Below are 15,791 nucleotides of genomic sequence, written 5' to 3' on the forward strand. Positions count from 1 at the left end.
CCGGTTGAAAAGGAATACGGATGGCGACTGACAAGCTGCCGATGCTTCAGGAAGGCTATGACAAGCTGTTTTCCGAGCTGAAAGCGCTGCGCGAGGAACGCCCAAAGGTCGTCGATGCGATCGAGGAAGCGCGAGCGCACGGCGATCTTTCCGAAAATGCCGAATATCATGCCGCAAAAGAGCGTCAGGGTCAGATCGAAGCGTCGATTGCCGATCTTGAAGACAAATTGAGCCGCGCCAATATCATCGATCCGACCACGCTGTCGGGCGATCGCATCGTGTTCGGTGCCACCGTCACGTTGCTCGACGATGCGGAAAAGCCGGTGCGGTACCAGATCGTCGGGCTGGCCGAGGCCGATGCCAAGCGTGGCCGCATCAGCTATAACTCGCCGCTCGGGCGCGCGCTGATCGGGCGCCGCGTCGAAGACGAGATCGAAGTGACCGTGCCTGCGGGCGACCGGTTCTATGTGGTGGAAAAGATCGAGTTCATCTGAACCCGATCTGTCCCCCGTGCAAAAAAGCCCCGGAACCTGATGGTTGCCGGGGCTTTTTTGATGATCAGGTGGTGGGCAGTTCGGGTTCGAGCAGCCGGTGCAGATGGACGATGACATAGCGCATTTCGGCATCGTCGACGGTGCGCTGCGCGGCGGCGCGCCAGGCTTCTTCGGCGGTCTTGTAGTCGGGAAACACGCCGACCACGTCAATCGCGTTCAGATCGACAAAATCGAGGCCCTGCGGGTCCTGGACCCGTCCGCCCATCACGAGGTGGAGCTTCTGCATGGGATACTTTCCGTAGGGGAGGAGGAGACTTTGCCCCTGACAAATGCGCCCGCGCAATTCAAGTGCGATGAAAGTCTTTATTCGGGCCGCTACGGAGTGTGCCCGGTCATTCGGGGTCGTGGTTGCGCTGGGTCCACCGATGCACGGCGGCCTCACCCGCCTCGCGCAGGGTGCTGATCGCAAGATCCGCCAGGCCCGACAGCTTGTGCCCGGCTTCGGCGCCGTTTTCGCCGATCCGGCCAAGCTGGCCGGTAATGCGTTCCTCGATCTTGCCCAGACCGTCCTTGCCGCTGCTGGCCGCGCGGCTGGCATAGGCCAGCGCGAGTTCGGCGCCCAGACCGGCCAGACGGGCCAGCCGCGCCGGGCTGGGCAAGGCATCGGCGGCTGGGGCCGCCTTGGCCTGGCGCCGCCGTGTCAGCACGCCCGCGATCAGCGCGCCGACCACGATCCCGCCGGCCACGCTGGCCACCGGATGGTCATGCACGAATTCGCGCGCCTTGCTCGATGCATTGGCGGCCAGCGCGGTGCTGCGTTCGCGCGCGGCCTCGATACGATCGGCGAGTTTGCTGTCCTGTTCGGTCACGGTGAAACCTCCTGAAAGGGTTTGGGGGTCAATCGCGCCACTGTGACCAATGGTGCGCGACCCATGTCCATCCGCTATGGCCCAGCCGACCTAGCGGTTTCCTGAACAGCCAGCCGATCACGCTGGCCAGCGTGCCGCCCAGCACTGCGCGGTTTTCCAGCGCCAGGTCAATCGCGTTTTCCGCCGTATCGACCGCGGTGGTGATCGCCGCCTCGCGCAGGCGCGCGGTCAGCGGGCGTTCGGCCAGATCGCGGCGCAAAGTGGCCAGATTGGTGCGCACATTGCCGCGCGCCATGTCGCGCAGCCGCCGCGCCTCGATCAGGGTGACCTCGTCGGCGCGCAAGGTCATTGCCCATCCCCGTCGTCGGGCCGTGTCAACAGGCGGACGGTCCGCCGGGCCAGCGCGACCGCCCGCCACGCGCACACCGCTGCGGCCAGCCCCAGCGCAGCCGTTACCAGCGCCAGCGCGCCCCACGGGCCAACCAGCGGCGCCAGCGCCAGCAACAGCCCGACCACCAGCGCCATCAGCATGAAGAACGCCAGCGCCAGCGCCAGCGCCGCCAGCAGAGCCAGCGTGCGTGCGCGGCGCAGCGCAAAGCCCAGCGCGGTGCGCCAATAGGCGGTCTCCGCCTCGACCAGCGTCTGCGCATCCTCGATCAGCGCGCGCAGCAATGCCACCAACGTCGGCGGTTCCGGGTCATCGGTGGGGGTCACGAAAGGGTGCCGTTCCGTTCGATCAGGCGTCGCGATCGCCCGAACGGCTGAACAGCCGCGCAAACAGGAACCCGGTGACGGCGGCAATCCCCAGCGCGGTGGCCGGGCTCTTGCGCACGAATGTCTTCACGTCTTCGCCCAGATCGGCAAAATCCTTGGCCGCCAGCTTTTCGGCCGAAGATTCCAGCGCCCCTGCGGCAGAGCGGGCATAGTCGCCATAGCCCACACCCAGCTTTTCATCGATCACCGGCGCGGTGTCGGCAATCGCGCGGCCCACCACGGCGATCGCTTCGCTGGTCTTGTCCTTGCCGGTGCGCGCCAGTTCCAGGCTCTTGTCACGGGCCTGAGTGGCCAGCACGGTGGCCTGTTCGGTCCATTCGCTGGCGGTGGCACCGGCCTTTTCGCGCGCCGCGGCGGCTGCTTCGGCAGCATTGGCGCGCAAGTTTTCGGCATTGGCGCGGGCATCTTCGATGGCGCGCGAAAACCGTGACTTGATGGCGTCTGCGGCTTCGGCGCTGTCGGCGTCATTGGCGGGCACGTCGATCGGTTCGGGTGCCGGGGTGGGGGTGGTTTCGGTCATGGCTCAAGGCCTCCTTTGGGCAAATGACGAAGCGAAGCACGCGCCTGCAATGCAAGCCCTTTTGATCCTAGCCGAAGGTTCCCGCGAATGCGCCCATAAATTCGTCTTCACAACACTTCGCAGTTGCACTGTGGCGCTTGCCTGACACCGGCGCAGCCGATAGGAGCCGGGCCAAACCGCGTTGTCCACCGCTTCCTTGCACCGGCAGATTGCCGCAGGCGCTTTTTGAAAGGCCAGACCATGACCGCGATCATCGACATTCACGCGCGCGAAATCCTCGACAGCCGTGGCAACCCGACCGTCGAAGTCGACGTGTTGCTCGAAGACGGCTCGTTCGGCCGCGCCGCCGTGCCCTCGGGCGCATCGACCGGCGCGCACGAAGCCGTCGAACTGCGCGATGGCGACAAGAGCCGGTATCTGGGCAAGGGCGTGCTGAAGGCGGTCAACGCCGTCAACACCGAAATCGCCGAAGCCGTGGTGGGCATCGATGCCGAAGACCAGCGCGATATCGATCTGGCGCTGATCGCGCTCGACGGCACTGAAAACAAGGCGCGGCTGGGCGCCAACGCCATTCTGGGCACCAGCCTGGCGGTGGCCAAGGCGGCGGCCGATGCGCGCGGCCTGCCACTCTACAGCTATATCGGGGGGGTTTCGGCGCATCTGCTGCCGGTGCCGATGATGAACATCATCAACGGCGGCGAACATGCCGACAACCCGATCGATTTTCAGGAATTCATGATCCTGCCGGTCGGCGCGCCCAGCCTGGCCGAAGCGGTGCGCTGGGGGTCGGAAGTGTTCCACACGCTGAAAAAGGGCCTGCACGAAAAGGGCCTGGCCACGGCGGTGGGCGATGAAGGCGGCTTTGCCCCCAATCTGTCGAGCACCCGCGATGCGCTCGACTTCATCCTCGCCTCGGTCGAAAAGGCCGGGTTCAAGCCGGGCGTCGATATCGCGCTGGGCCTCGATTGCGCTGCCACCGAATTCTTCCGCGACGGCAAGTATGAAATCAGCGGCGAGGGCCTGTCGCTCAGCCCCGAAGCGTTTGCCGACTATCTGGCCGCGCTGGCCGATGCCTATCCGATCGTGTCGATCGAAGATGGTATGAGCGAAGACGATTTCGTCGGCTGGGCGGCGCTGACCGCGCGGCTGGGCAACACCGTGCAACTGGTCGGCGACGATGTGTTCGTGACCAATCCGAAGCGCCTGACGATGGGCATCGAACAAGGCCTGGCCAATTCGCTGCTGGTCAAGGTCAACCAGATCGGCACGCTGACCGAAACGCTCGAAGCCGTCAGCATCGCGCAGCGCGCCGGGTACACGGCGGTGATGTCGCACCGTTCGGGCGAAACCGAGGATTCGACGATTGCCGATCTGGCGGTGGCCACCAACTGCGGCCAGATCAAGACCGGCAGCCTGGCGCGCAGCGACCGGTTGGCCAAGTACAACCAGTTGATCCGCATCGAGGAAGAACTGGGCGCCTCGGCCCGCTATGCCGGCAAGGCCGCGTTCGGCCGCATCAAGATCTGACCAAAAAAAGCCCTCCCCCGGACGGGGGAGGGTTGGGTGGGGGCGTGCCACGCCACGAAAAATGGCGCAACCGCCCCCCACACTCATCCCCCCGCAAACCCCACCACCGTAATCGAATAAGCAGGCAAATCCACCACGCCCCCCGCCACATCGAACCGGTGCGGCGGATCGTCCCGCGTGGGATGGCTGTTTTCCCCCGCCGCCAGCCAACGGTAATCGCGCGCGCCATATTGCACCACGTGCCAGGCCCCGCCGGGCGCGTGCCCGCCCAGATCGATCCGCACCGCATGCGCGTGCGCCTCGTCGCGGTTGACCAGCAGCACCGCCCAGGTGCCATCGGGGCGATGCACCGGCCAGGCCACCACCGCATGATCGGCATTGCCGCCGGGCAGATCGACCGTGCCGCGCACGATCCGGTGCGTGCCGCCGCCCGGCACCACCCAGTCATGCGCCAGCATCGACAGGCCCCAGAATGCGGGCGTGGCCCAGGCCGCCTGATGCCGCGCATCGGCGCCAAACAGCATCAGTTCGCCATAGCCGGTGCAGGCCTCACCGGGTTCATAGAGCCGGTCGGGGCCATAGCCGAGCAGATAGGCGGCATGCCCGCCCTGCGCGAGGAAATGCGCCACCAGATCGACATCGAACAGCGCGCCAGGCATGTCGACCTCGGCCTGCCCCGAAAAGGCCGAAATGCCATATTCGGTGACGATCCACGGAATACCGGTGGGCACGCCATCGGCGCGCAGCCGCGCCATTGCCTGATCCAGCCGGTCGGTCGCCCCGCGCAGCATCGCGGGGATCTTTCCGCACAGGCTGTCATAAGGGTAATGTTCCATGCTGAAGAAATCGAGCGGCGCGGTGCGGCCCGGCGTGCGGATCGCGCGCAGAAAGCGGCGCGTGAACGAATGGTCGGGGGTGTCGTCGGCCCAACTGTCGGCCACCGCGTCCTGCAGATTGGGCCCGCCGATGCGCACGTGTGGATCGACTGCCTGCAACGCGCGGGCAAACTGGCGATAGAGCGTGGCGAAATCTTCGGCGCTGATGTTCTGGCCGTCGGGTTCTTCGCCCATTTCAATCCCTGCCACCGGATAGTGGCGGCGGCGCAGAAAGCGCAACGCGGCGGCGGCGTTGTCGGGCGTGTCGTACAAGACGCCTGCGGGCACCACCATCGGCAGGCCATTGGTCACCCCGTTGCGGTACAGCCGGTCAAACCCCGGCTGTTCGGCATCGGCATCGCGGTCTGTCGCGCGGTGCCAGGGGTCGGTGGATGACACGGTGATCTGCGTCTGGTCGCTGCCGTCGCGGGCATGGACCATCGCATCGACAAAGCGCCCGCCGGCGTCGATATGGCCAATGCCCAGCTCGGCAATGGCATAGCCCATGGCATCGCGCGGATCGCGCGCACCGGCGGGCGCGGTGTGCGACGATACCTCCAGCAGGATGCGCACCAGCCGCGTCCGGATCGGCCGATCGGCCAGCCGCAGCACGCCATCGCCGCCGCGCCCTTGCGCGATCACCCCCTGGGGAAAATCGCGCCAGTGCTGGAATTCGTCATAAGGATCATCGCCCGACCAGTATTGCACGCGAAAGGCCCGCGCATAGGGTGCCCCCCACGCGATGCGCGCCGCCGAGATCGTCTGTGCCTCGTCGAATTGCACCACCACCCATTGCGGGCGTTCGGGCGCATGGGTCTGCGCCGCATCGAGCCAGGGATTGGATTTCCAGAACGTGGCACGATCGCCATCATCGATCCGCGAATAGCCGTCGTCTTCGGCCTGATCGACCGAATCTCCGCGCCGGGGCAGGGCATAGCCCCACCCGCGCAGGACCGGGCGCACCGGGTTGTCGCTGCCCGTCCAATAGCCCTGGTGGTGTGCCGGATCGCTCCACGTTCCTTCCTCACCCCAATGCCAGGCATCGATGCCCAGTTCGGTGCGCAAGCTGTAACTGATCGGCCGCAACCCGGTGCTGCGCATCGCGGCGATATTGTGCGGGGTATAGAGATCGTCGATCTGCCCCGCAGGCAATCCATCGACCGCCGCGCCCAGCGCCTGATCGGGCACAAACGATGCCAGCGCCGCGCGCGGATCGATATGCACCGTGCCCGTGGTGCTGCCCCCGGAAGATTGCACCGAACAGGCCGCCAACCCCACGGCAAGCCCGCAAATCCCCAATCTGGCCCGCAATGCAATCCCCCGCTCGGTCAAGACCCCCGCCCACGCCGATCTGTCGAAGGCGCCCCAGTCCAGCCGATTTTGCCCCCTGCGTCCAGCATCAAGGCACCCGGATTGGATGGCATCGCCGCGATTCAACGTGGAGGATCTCATCGGCGCTAAGCGAGCGTGCTGCTTTTCCCGTGCCCGGCGAATCTTATCGTCGCCAACCCGATGTTGAACAGTGCGAGTTCGGACGTCAGAACCTGCACTTCGTTCAGCGTCGTAGCGTGGCACTTGAAAGACCATGGCTGGGACAAAACTGCTGTGCCAAAGTTATATCCTTGACGGCAGATCTTGTCAGTATGTGCCATCAATCACGTGACTGATTGGTTTAGATAATGGCAAAAATGAGCAAGTTAGATGCAAACCAGCGTCTGACGATCAAAGCTAGCTGAGCGAGCAATTTCATAATTCAATCTTAATTGCCCGTCACGCCTTCACCAATTCGCCGAAACCTTCGGACCAGCTTCTCTTTTGCATCTTCACTCAGATCAGATAGCTCCTTAGAAAGCATACGAATTGAACGATCCACATCACCAGACACCGCCGCTAGGACCGCGTCGGCTTTCGATATTGCGATCTTGTGCCCAGCCGATGGGTTTCTGGCTTTCAATTCTGCAATCGTTCTTCGAAGAAGATCAGGATCTTGTGTCGAAGTCGCCATGTCCAACTTAGTAAGAAGTGGGTAAATTATTTCGGGGTATCTAGCTATTGCAGCGTCAATTTGACTGAACGCCTCGTCCTGTCTTCCAAATTCAAACTCGAAGCGTGCTTTTAGGTTATCGAGCATCTCTGTAGCTCGGGCTCCACCCATTTTCTCTAAAGCGCTCAACACCGTCTCGGCCTCTGACTTCGCGTAATCCCTATCGGGAATATGCATTAGGCACAAAAAGTAAGCTTGTGCCAGATAGGGATTGCGTGGATATCGTTCGAAGTTCTCACGCGCCAGAGATATAGCGCCTTCGAAGTCCTCGACCGTAACGAGCACGAACACGATTTCACGGCGTGCCCGCTGTTCTGTCCGGCGATGATCCATCGACTTCTTATATCGAGCCAGTGCCTCTCCAAATCTCCTCCGAAGGCGATAATAAAATCCGAGAAGAAAATCATGCTCTGGTCCATTGATATGCTGCACTTCATCAAGAAACCGCGGGTCGGATAAGCGGGCAAGCGACTGACACAGGTAATATCTGATATCCTGCTGTGTATGATTGTCAAAGTTTTCCTTGTTTTGCAGAACCCGATCAGCAAGCGTAATCACTTCCCGATAACTTCTGCCATCATAAAGCTGACGCATTGTTTGCAAAAAGTGAGCTGGTATCAACATCCTCTCTGGAACGGGAACGCCGGATGAAAGCGCTTCGCGGACTGCGATCTGGTATTCAGAGACATCAAAAGTGATTTCATCATAGGTCTCTACAAAATTATTTACAAATCTATTAAGTGCAACGGTATATATCTCGGCCACATCGGTTCGATCACGAATTATCGCGTCTCTGATAACCTCATTTACCCTGAAGTAGTTCCCACTTGGTCCGATAGCCTCACAGACATTGTAGGCCACCAACGTATCGATATATCCAACTATTGCAGTACCGATTAAAGTTTCGATGGTGGCAACAAAATCTATAGATACAAATTCAAACGATGATATGAACCGTAGGAAATCCACAAGTTCAGCTTTGTCTGAAAATTTATTAATTATGATGCTCGCACGGTAGGTTGAAAAATTCGCAATATCGTGGGAGTTCTTAAACGCCTTTTCGGGACCAAGATCAGATATCAGTGAAGCAGCGTACGTTACCTGCTCTGGGAAACCCTTCAAAAGGGGAGTGAAATTTTCGTAATCTTGCCTGCTTAGGGAGAGCTTCATCAAATCGGCATATCTCTTAAACAAGCCGATCCGCTCTAAATTATCAAGCTCAGGAATATGTATAAAGAAGTAATCATTATTTTTAATATAGAGATGTTTCTTCGGTCTGGCTGATGAGGCCACGCAGACCGCGAGTCTGTCTTCGGGCAATAGAGCAACCGCGTCCTGGAACCATGGTGCAATTTCGCCTTCGAAACGTACAATTCCGTAATCATCACTTATCATGAGTAGCTCGTGATGTTTGATCACGTCGCCGATCAGCGCGGAGCAAAGCTCAATCTTCGACTCCATCGATCGGTTCAAGAGGTCACTGATATCTATGTCTTCGGTAATACCGATGTCGTAGATTTTGAGGATTAGCCCTTCAATGCTATCGTCCCGGGCTAGTTCGATCGGGATAGGTTCATACGTATCCCGCACGAGGTTGGCTTTGCGGAGTCCATGCTTGAGCGTTGTTTTTCGTCCGATCTCAGAGATTCCGGACGCGATAATCACACGGGGTTGTGGCTTGGTAAAATCATCAAATCGCTGTTCAATATCTCCAAGCTGAACGTTCCTCCCAACAAATATCTGGTCGCGCTCTTTGAGCATTGGGTGCGTTTGCCACGAAACCTCTCTCATGCGCTCACGTATCCGCTTTGCGGCGATTGTTGGCCTCGTAATCGGGCGCAGATTGTAAGACTCACGCACCCAAGATGGGATACGCGGATCGGTGTGGTCGATGTTTCGGTCTATAATAATCGGGAAAAAACGCTTAAGTTGACCTATGTTTAACCTCTGCTCGGCTTCTATGATCTCGCGACGTACCCATTCGGAGTTTAGAGAATAATCTGAAATCAAGAGAACAAATACAGAAGAGCGATCTAGGGCATTCAAGATTTCCTCGAGATTACCCATCCCTTCTTCAAAGGTGGCCTCATCATATTCAACGTTCGGTTTGAGCGCATTAGCAACGGTCGATGCGTACATCGCCTTGTCGCGACTGCTGTGTGAAAGAAAGCACTTCATTTGAAAATTCGTCCGTTCCAGATATTCGCGATCTACGACACCATACCTTGAAAGCTATCCAGGGGAAGAAGTCTATCGCTGATTGACTGAGCAACGTGAACAGGGCGCTGGAGGGCGCGGGACATATGTGGTTAGCTTACGTCGAGATCTGACGCTCTTCATCGCCGAGTTGAATGGCGTAATTTGGTCGGGTGCTGCCGCAGGCGCTTCGCCGCTGGAGCGGCAGCTATCCTCATTCCAATGTCGTAACCTGCCATTCCGGTTCTTCCCTAACAATTGCTTCACGCCACCCGCCCCGTGTCCCGCGCAAAATACAGTGCCAGCGGCCCCATGCCGAGCCCCTGAACCAGCACCGAAAAGATCACTACCGCGAAAGTTGTCGCCACGATCAGGTCGTGGGGGCCGCCGGGGGGCAGGCTGAACGCCATGGCCAGGCTGATGCCGCCGCGCAGGCCGCCCATGGTCAGGATCACGCTGGCGCCGCGGTCGTTGTGGCGCAGGCTGAAATAGGCGCCCCACGGGATCACCACCAGCAGGCGGGCCAGCGCGACCAGCACGATCGAGCCGATCCAGATGCGCACGGCGCTGCCGTCGAACGGGATGACAAAGATTTGCAGGCCGGTCAGCAGAAACAGCAATCCGTTCAGCAATTCATCGGCCAGATGCCAGAATCCCTCGACATAGCGGCGCGAAGCGGGGGTCATGCCGGTCTGCACGCCGATCGATCCGATCAGCAATCCGGCCGCGGCGGCGGCAATCGGGCCGGATACGTGCAACGCCTGTGCCAGGGCATAGGCGCCGGTGGCCAGCGCCAGCGACGCGGTCAATTCCACCACATAGTCGTCGATCGTGCGGATCACCATGATCACCAGCCAGCCACCGGTCAGGCCCAGCGCCAGACCGCCGCCGATTTCCATCACGATTGCGCCTGCAATGTGCAGCGGGTGCGGCGCCACGCCGCTGGCCGCAAAGGCCAGTGCGGCGGTGAACGCGACCAGCCCGACCCCGTCGTTGAACAGCGCTTCGCCCTGCAACACCGCGCCCAGCCGTTCCGACAGCACGCCCGACCGGGCCAGCCCCATCACCGCCACCGGATCGGTTGGACTGATCAGCGCGCCGAACACCAGCGCCCAGGCCAGCGGCAGGTTCAGCCCGGCCAGCTGTGCGATCGCCCACACGCCAAACCCGACCAGCGCGGTCGAGGCGAGCACGCCCAGCGTCGCCAGCGACCAGATTGCCAGACGGCGGCGGCGGAATTCGCCCAGATCGATCTGCATGCCGCTGCTGAACAGCAGGAACGCCAGCATATAGCTGACCACCGCCTCGGAGAAATTCAGCCGGGCAATCTCGTGCCGCACCGAATCATAGCCCCAGAACGGGCCGATCATCCGCTGCGCCGCAAACAGCACGCCCGCTGCGACAATCCCGGCCGACAGCATCGCCACGCTTTGCGGCAGGCCGACCGTGCGCACGTTGATCCAGCCGACCAGCGCCATGACGCCCAGAAAGATTGCGGTGATCTGAAACAGGTCCATGGCGCGCAGCCTAACGCGCCCGGCGTGCAGACGGAAATGCAAAGCGCGTCGTAAACGCATGCGCAGGTCTCTCGTCCCGGTGATCTGCCCGGCGCAACAGACTGTGCAACCTGTGTCTTAAGCGATCGCTTAAATCCGCTTCACAACCCCGGTGCAATGTGCCAGCCTGATCCGTGCGAGAGGATAACGACAATGGCACCATTCCCCACCACGGCGGGCGAAGTCACGCCCGGCTGGATCGATGCGCGGCTGAAGGCGGCGGGCGCGATGGACCAGGGCGCGCGAGTGTTGGCGATCAGCCATGTGTCGATCGGCACCGGGCAAGTGGGCGATACCGCGCGCTTTACGCTGACGTATGATCGCACAGGCGCCGGGCCGGACACGGTGGCGGGCAAATTCGCCTCTGCCGATGATACCAGCCGGTCGACCGCTGCGATGTTCGGGCTCTATGCCCGCGAAGTGCACTTCTATCGCGAACTGGCGCCGCACATCGATGTGCGCACGCCGCGCGTCTATGCCAGCGAGCTGGGCGAGGAAGGCGCGACATTCGTGCTGTTGTTCGAGGATCTGGGCCCCGCGCGCAGTGGCAACCAGTTGGCCGGGTGCTCGCTGAACGAGGCGCGCCATGCCCTGATCCAGGCCGCCGCGCTGCACGCGCCCACGTGGGGTGCCACGCAATGGGGCGCGGCGGCGTGGTTACAGCCCGTGCCGGGGTTGGTGGAACGTATTTCACAGCTCTATCCCACCGCCCACGCGATCTTTCGCGAACGCTATGACGGTCTGTTGCCGGGCGACCTGATGGCGGTGTGCGATGCGCTCAACGCCAACATTGCCACATATTACCAGCGCGATCCGGCCTTGCGTGCGGTGTGTCATGGTGATTTCCGGCTGGACAACATGCTGTTCGATGCGCGCGACGGGGCCGATCCGATCGCGGTGGTCGACTGGCAGACCGCCGGGTGGGACTGCCCGATCAAGGACATTGGCTATTTCCTGGGCTGTGGCATCGGCAGCACGGTGCGCCGCGCGCACGAGGACGAACTGCTCGACCTCTATTGCGCCGAAATGACCCGGCGCGGCGTGCCGCTGACCCGCGCGGCAATCTGGGACCGCTATCGCCTGGGCGCGCTGCACGGCGTTTCGACGGCGGTGTTCAGCAGCGCCTTTGTCGTCAGAACGGAACGTGGCGATGCCAATTTCCTGTCGATGGCCCGCAACGCCTGCGAACTGGCGCTCGATCACGACAGTATCGGCGCGCTGACGCGCCTTTTTGCAAAATTCGCGGAAGGGTGAATCTTGAAGATGGCCCCGGCCCGCTCCCCCACCCGACCACCCACAGGGTCCTGTCGCAGGGTGGTCGGGTGGGGCGCGGGCTGGGGCCGTCTTCATGCCAAAATCTCATGGAGACCGGAACATGCTGACCAAAGGCGATGATTTCCCGCTGCACCAGACGCCCGAACCGGTGGCCTATGCCGGCACCGACCGCAATTTCTACGACCGCTATTTCTTCAACGGCTATGCCCCCGACGGCAGCGGGTTTTTCGCGGTGGCGTTCGGGGTCTATCCGCATCTCAACGTGGCCGACGCGCATTTTGCGGTGATCCGTAACGGGGTGGAATATTGCCTCCACGCCTCGCGCGAATTGCACATGGAGCGGCTGGACCTGACCGTGGGGCCGATTGCGATCGAGGTGGTCGAGCCCTTGCAACGGCTGACCGTGCGCGTGGCGGGCGAGGGGATCGCGGCGGAACTGCACTTTACCGGCCGTGCCTTTCCGATCGAGGAGCCGCGCTTTACCCACCGCATCGGCCCGCGCACCTATATGGATTACACGCGGTTGACGCAGAACGGGTTCTATTCGGGCTGGATCGAGGTCGATGGCGTGCGCGAGGTGCTGCATCCCGCCACCGTCGGCACGCGCGACCGGTCATGGGGCGTGCGCCCGGTCGGCGCGGCCGATGCGCAACCGCACGGGCATGGCGTGGTGCAGGGGTTTTTCTGGCAATGGACGCCGATCAACCTGCCAACGCGCAGCGTGTTTTTCCACCTCAACGCCCATCGCGACGGATCGCCATGGAACACCCGCGCGGTGATCGCGCCCGATCGCGGCGGGCATGCCGATTTCTTCGAAACCCCCTCGGCCCGGCTGACCGCGCCCTTGCTGCCCGGCACGCGCTGGCCCGCGCAGGGCACTTTGACGATCGGCACCGACGACGGCCCGCTGACGCTGGAGATCGAGCCGCTGGCGCGGTTTCAGATGCGCGGGCTGGGCTATGTCACGCAAAAGTGGAACCACGGGCTCTATCACGGGCCGCTGGTGGTGGAGCGCGAGGATCTGGCGCTCGATGCCTTGCCCGCGATGGCACCGACGATGGAAAACCTGCACGTGCAGATCGTGTCGCGGGTGACCACCAGCGCGGGCGAAGTGGGCACCGGGGTGTTCGAACAACTGATCATCGGCGCCTATGATCCGCTGGGGCTGAAGGACTATTTCGACCATGGCTAGGTGGCAGTTCGCGCTGGTGATCGCCGCCGGGCTGGCGGTCGGAGCGGGATCGGCGGTGGTCTATATGCGCCAGGGGATGGCGCCCGCCGGCGGCGGCTGGATGGGCAGCAAAGTCACCGGATCGGTCGATGCCGATGCCTGGACCCGCGCGCGGGTTGCGGTGTCGGGCCTGCTGGCGCTCAATCGCGGCCAGGCGCTCTATTTCGTGCGCAAGACCGACGAGGCGGGGCGGCCCTTGCGCGAAAATTGCCGCTATCGCGTGGCGGGCGGGGCTTTGCCGGGGCGCTGGTGGTCGGTCACGGTCTATGCGCCCGACAATTTTCTGCCGCGCAACGATGATGGCGCGTTGTCGTTCGATGCCACGCGGGTGCACCCCGATGCCGCCGGGCAGTGGCAGGCGGTGGCGGCCAGCCATCCGGTGCCAGGCGCGGTGTGGGTATCGACGCGCCGCGCCGGACAGTTTGACCTGACGCTGCGGATCTACAATCCAACCCCGGCGGCGCAGGCCGATTTCACCACGATCGCGTTGCCGAGCGTCACGCGGATCGGTTGCGAGGGAGGGCAGGGGGCATGAGCCGCGCGGTCTGGCTGGGGGTGTGTTTCTGTGCGGCGGCGGCGGTGGGCCATGTCGGCACGGTGATCGCCGCGCCGCAGGTGATCATGCATGTGGCGATGGCGCGGCTGTCGCAGCATGACCGATTGATCAACGTATTCAGCTTTTCACCGCGGGTCGATGCCCATGCGCGCTGGGTGGTGCGGCCTTCGCCCGATCTGGCCTATGCCAGTTGCGTCTATGACCTGTCGCACGGGGCCATTCTGGTCAGCGCCGCGCCCAGCGCCGATCATGGGTATACCTCGATTTCGGTGTTTGCCGCCAACACCGACAATATCGCGGTGTTCGACACGTTTGCGCAGCCGCAAGGGGTGCGCTTTGCGCTGGCGCTGGCCGGGCAGGCCGTGCCCACCGGCGTGCCGGTGGTGCGCGCGACGACCGCGCGGGGGATTATCCTCGACCGCCGTCTGGCGCCCACTGCGGCGACCTTTGCCGCCGCCGACCAGGCGCGCAGCGCAGATCGCTGCGCGCCGATCTGATTGCCCCGTCACCCGCAGAAACCCGCCGATCGTCGCGATCGCGTTCGTAAAAAACCTGTCCGGTTCAATGCCCTGTTGACAGTGTTGTGACGCTTTAGCCGAGCACGATCAGCACCGCTGCGCCCACCGCGATCAGCCCGCCGCCCAGCGCGCGGGTGCGGTTGACATGTTCGTGCAGGAACACGGCGGCGATGATCAGGCCGAACACGATCGATGTTTCGCGCAAGGATGCCAGCCGCGCGACATTGCCCAGCCGATAGGCGCCCAGCGCCAGGCTGTAGGATGCGATCGACAGGGCCCCGGCGATCAGCCCGACGCGCCATTGCGTGCGCGCGGCGATGACGAATTCGTGGCCGCGGCGCCATGCGAAATAGCCGCCGATGCCAACCCCGGTCACGATGAAATCCCACACCACATAGCTGATCGCGGCGGGCGTGGCGCGCACGCCGCGCGCATCGACCACGGTATAGACCGCAATCGCCGCCCCGGTGCCCAGCGCCCAGCCGATCGCGCGCCAGGGCGGGGCATTGCGCGCGGCCACCAGCACCGTGCCCAGGCACACAAAGGCGATGCCCAGCGCGATCGCCGCCGTGATCGGATCGCCCAGCACCATGACCGAGGCGACCGCCGCGATCACCGGCGCGGTGCCGCGCATCACCGGATAGACCGCGCTCATGTCGGCCAGCGAGAACGCGCGCACCAGACAAGTCAGATAGACCAGATGTGCGGCCAGCGACCCGGCCAGCCAGATCCACGCGCCATGGGGCAGCGGCACGATGAACGCCAGCGGCAGCATCAGCAGCGCGGATGATCCATCGATCATCGCGCGCCCCGACATCTTGTCGCTGCCACCGGCCTTGAAGATCGCGTTGACCGTGGCATGGATCATGCCCGATCCGATCATCATCAGACCCGCAATCTGTGCCCCGGCAAATTGCGTTGGCCCGATCGCGCTCAGGCGAAACGTTCCCGCAGCGCCAGCAGGGTCAGCGCCGCCTTGGCCGCTTCGCCGCCCTTGTCCTTTTGCGCGGGATCGGCGCGGACCAGCGCCTGTTCCTCGTTTTCGACGGTCAGGATGCCGTTGCCGATGGCCAGGCCGTCGATCGTCAGCGCCATGATCCCACGCGCGCTTTCGCCCGCGACGATTTCAAAGTGATAGGTTTCGCCGCGAATGACCACGCCGATCGCGACATAGCCGTCATAATCGCCGCTCTGGTCGGCCAGTGCGATCGCCGCGGGCACTTCCAGCGCGCCGGGCACGGTGATCACTTCGGACTGGTGCCCCGCCGCCTTGATCGCGGCCTTGGCGCCCTTGATCAGCAGGTCGTTCAGGTGGTCGTAGAAACGGGCTTCGACAATCAGGAACTTGGCCACTTC

The 15,791-nt window shown here is 62.7% G+C and carries 16 protein-coding genes; 6 read left to right on the top strand and 10 right to left on the bottom strand.

The window, feature by feature from the left end; all coding sequences use genetic code 11:
- Positions 1-20: 20 nt before the first annotated feature.
- The gene (gene greA, locus AQZ49_RS09570) at positions 21-494 is read left to right on the top strand and encodes a transcription elongation factor GreA (protein WP_067615068.1); all 474 of its coding nucleotides are present in this window, start codon (positions 21-23) and stop codon (positions 492-494) included.
- 64 nt (positions 495-558) lie between these two features.
- Here greA and AQZ49_RS09575 read toward each other — a convergent pair whose 3' ends face one another.
- From AQZ49_RS09575 to AQZ49_RS09595, 5 genes are all read right to left on the bottom strand, one after another.
- Positions 559-780 carry a DUF4170 domain-containing protein gene (locus AQZ49_RS09575; protein WP_082701683.1) on the bottom strand — a complete coding sequence of 74 codons (222 nt, stop codon included), beginning with the start codon at positions 778-780 and terminating at the stop codon, positions 559-561.
- A gap of 106 nt (positions 781-886) precedes the next feature.
- Positions 887-1,363 carry a hypothetical protein gene (locus AQZ49_RS09580; RefSeq protein WP_067615070.1) on the bottom strand — a complete coding sequence of 159 codons (477 nt, stop codon included), beginning with the start codon at positions 1,361-1,363 and terminating at the stop codon, positions 887-889.
- Between the two features lie 28 nt (positions 1,364-1,391).
- Complete coding sequence (locus AQZ49_RS09585; protein ID WP_067615071.1) at positions 1,392-1,712, bottom strand: hypothetical protein; 321 nt, start codon at positions 1,710-1,712, stop codon at positions 1,392-1,394.
- The gene (locus AQZ49_RS09590) at positions 1,709-2,077 is read right to left on the bottom strand and encodes a phage holin family protein (RefSeq protein ID WP_067615072.1); all 369 of its coding nucleotides are present in this window, start codon (positions 2,075-2,077) and stop codon (positions 1,709-1,711) included. The genes AQZ49_RS09585 and AQZ49_RS09590 overlap by 4 nt, the downstream gene beginning before the upstream one ends.
- A gap of 22 nt (positions 2,078-2,099) precedes the next feature.
- Complete coding sequence (locus tag AQZ49_RS09595) at positions 2,100-2,657, bottom strand: hypothetical protein (protein WP_067615073.1); 558 nt, start codon at positions 2,655-2,657, stop codon at positions 2,100-2,102.
- A gap of 240 nt (positions 2,658-2,897) precedes the next feature.
- On the opposite strand from AQZ49_RS09595, the gene eno reads away from it, so the two are divergent.
- Positions 2,898-4,184 (top strand): phosphopyruvate hydratase, encoded by a 1,287-nt coding sequence (eno, locus tag AQZ49_RS09600; RefSeq protein ID WP_067615074.1) that lies wholly within the window; start codon positions 2,898-2,900, stop codon positions 4,182-4,184.
- Positions 4,185-4,267: 83 nt separating this feature from the next.
- Here eno and AQZ49_RS09605 read toward each other — a convergent pair whose 3' ends face one another.
- The 3 genes from AQZ49_RS09605 to AQZ49_RS09615 form a co-directional block, all read right to left on the bottom strand.
- The gene (locus AQZ49_RS09605) at positions 4,268-6,316 is read right to left on the bottom strand and encodes a discoidin domain-containing protein (RefSeq protein ID WP_197410992.1); all 2,049 of its coding nucleotides are present in this window, start codon (positions 6,314-6,316) and stop codon (positions 4,268-4,270) included.
- A 502-nt stretch (positions 6,317-6,818) separates the two neighbouring features.
- Positions 6,819-9,281, bottom strand: coding sequence for a toll/interleukin-1 receptor domain-containing protein (locus AQZ49_RS09610; protein WP_067615076.1), 2,463 nt, complete (start codon positions 9,279-9,281; stop codon positions 6,819-6,821).
- Between the two features lie 281 nt (positions 9,282-9,562).
- A complete protein-coding gene (locus tag AQZ49_RS09615; RefSeq protein ID WP_067615077.1) occupies positions 9,563-10,816 on the bottom strand; it encodes a cation:proton antiporter in 1,254 nt (417 codons plus the stop codon).
- Between the two features lie 192 nt (positions 10,817-11,008).
- Here AQZ49_RS09615 and AQZ49_RS09620 point away from each other — a divergent pair, with 192 nt between their 5' ends.
- The 4 genes from AQZ49_RS09620 to AQZ49_RS09635 all read left to right on the top strand — a co-directional run bounded on the left by AQZ49_RS09620 (position 11,009) and on the right by AQZ49_RS09635 (position 14,414).
- Positions 11,009-12,109: a phosphotransferase gene (locus AQZ49_RS09620; protein WP_067615078.1), complete on the top strand. Its 1,101-nt coding sequence runs from the start codon at positions 11,009-11,011 to the stop codon at positions 12,107-12,109.
- 121 nt (positions 12,110-12,230) lie between these two features.
- Positions 12,231-13,322 (top strand): Rv3169 family protein, encoded by a 1,092-nt coding sequence (locus tag AQZ49_RS09625; protein ID WP_067615079.1) that lies wholly within the window; start codon positions 12,231-12,233, stop codon positions 13,320-13,322.
- The gene (locus tag AQZ49_RS09630; RefSeq protein ID WP_067615080.1) at positions 13,315-13,896 is read left to right on the top strand and encodes a DUF1214 domain-containing protein; all 582 of its coding nucleotides are present in this window, start codon (positions 13,315-13,317) and stop codon (positions 13,894-13,896) included. The genes AQZ49_RS09625 and AQZ49_RS09630 overlap by 8 nt, the downstream gene beginning before the upstream one ends.
- Complete coding sequence (locus AQZ49_RS09635) at positions 13,893-14,414, top strand: DUF1254 domain-containing protein (protein ID WP_067615081.1); 522 nt, start codon at positions 13,893-13,895, stop codon at positions 14,412-14,414. The genes AQZ49_RS09630 and AQZ49_RS09635 overlap by 4 nt, the downstream gene beginning before the upstream one ends.
- A gap of 94 nt (positions 14,415-14,508) precedes the next feature.
- Here the strand turns inward: AQZ49_RS09635 and AQZ49_RS09640 are convergent, their stop codons facing one another.
- Positions 14,509-15,321, bottom strand: a complete 813-nt coding sequence (locus AQZ49_RS09640) for a DMT family transporter (protein WP_067615082.1) — start codon at positions 15,319-15,321, stop codon at positions 14,509-14,511.
- A 47-nt stretch (positions 15,322-15,368) separates the two neighbouring features.
- Positions 15,369-15,788 (bottom strand): 6,7-dimethyl-8-ribityllumazine synthase, encoded by a 420-nt coding sequence (ribH, locus tag AQZ49_RS09645; protein ID WP_067615083.1) that lies wholly within the window; start codon positions 15,786-15,788, stop codon positions 15,369-15,371.
- Positions 15,789-15,791: the final 3 nt, after the last annotated feature.

The organism is Novosphingobium sp. FSW06-99 (assembly GCF_001519065.1).
In the GTDB taxonomy this organism is placed as follows: Bacteria; Pseudomonadota; Alphaproteobacteria; order Sphingomonadales; family Sphingomonadaceae; genus Novosphingobium.

Coding starts and splice junctions, on each gene's coding strand:
- eno (WP_067615074.1), top strand. CDS start 2,898: ATGACCGCGATCATCGACATTCACGCGCGCGAAATCCTCGACAGCCGT.
- AQZ49_RS09610 (WP_067615076.1), bottom strand. CDS start 9,281: ATGAAGTGCTTTCTTTCACACAGCAGTCGCGACAAGGCGATGTACGCA.
- AQZ49_RS09585 (WP_067615071.1), bottom strand. CDS start 1,712: ATGACCTTGCGCGCCGACGAGGTCACCCTGATCGAGGCGCGGCGGCTG.
- AQZ49_RS09575 (WP_082701683.1), bottom strand. CDS start 780: ATGCAGAAGCTCCACCTCGTGATGGGCGGACGGGTCCAGGACCCGCAG.
- AQZ49_RS09635 (WP_067615081.1), top strand. CDS start 13,893: ATGAGCCGCGCGGTCTGGCTGGGGGTGTGTTTCTGTGCGGCGGCGGCG.
- AQZ49_RS09625 (WP_067615079.1), top strand. CDS start 12,231: ATGCTGACCAAAGGCGATGATTTCCCGCTGCACCAGACGCCCGAACCG.
- AQZ49_RS09595 (WP_067615073.1), bottom strand. CDS start 2,657: ATGACCGAAACCACCCCCACCCCGGCACCCGAACCGATCGACGTGCCC.
- AQZ49_RS09620 (WP_067615078.1), top strand. CDS start 11,009: ATGGCACCATTCCCCACCACGGCGGGCGAAGTCACGCCCGGCTGGATC.
- AQZ49_RS09630 (WP_067615080.1), top strand. CDS start 13,315: ATGGCTAGGTGGCAGTTCGCGCTGGTGATCGCCGCCGGGCTGGCGGTC.
- greA (WP_067615068.1), top strand. CDS start 21: ATGGCGACTGACAAGCTGCCGATGCTTCAGGAAGGCTATGACAAGCTG.
- AQZ49_RS09615 (WP_067615077.1), bottom strand. CDS start 10,816: ATGGACCTGTTTCAGATCACCGCAATCTTTCTGGGCGTCATGGCGCTG.
- AQZ49_RS09640 (WP_067615082.1), bottom strand. CDS start 15,321: ATGATGATCGGATCGGGCATGATCCATGCCACGGTCAACGCGATCTTC.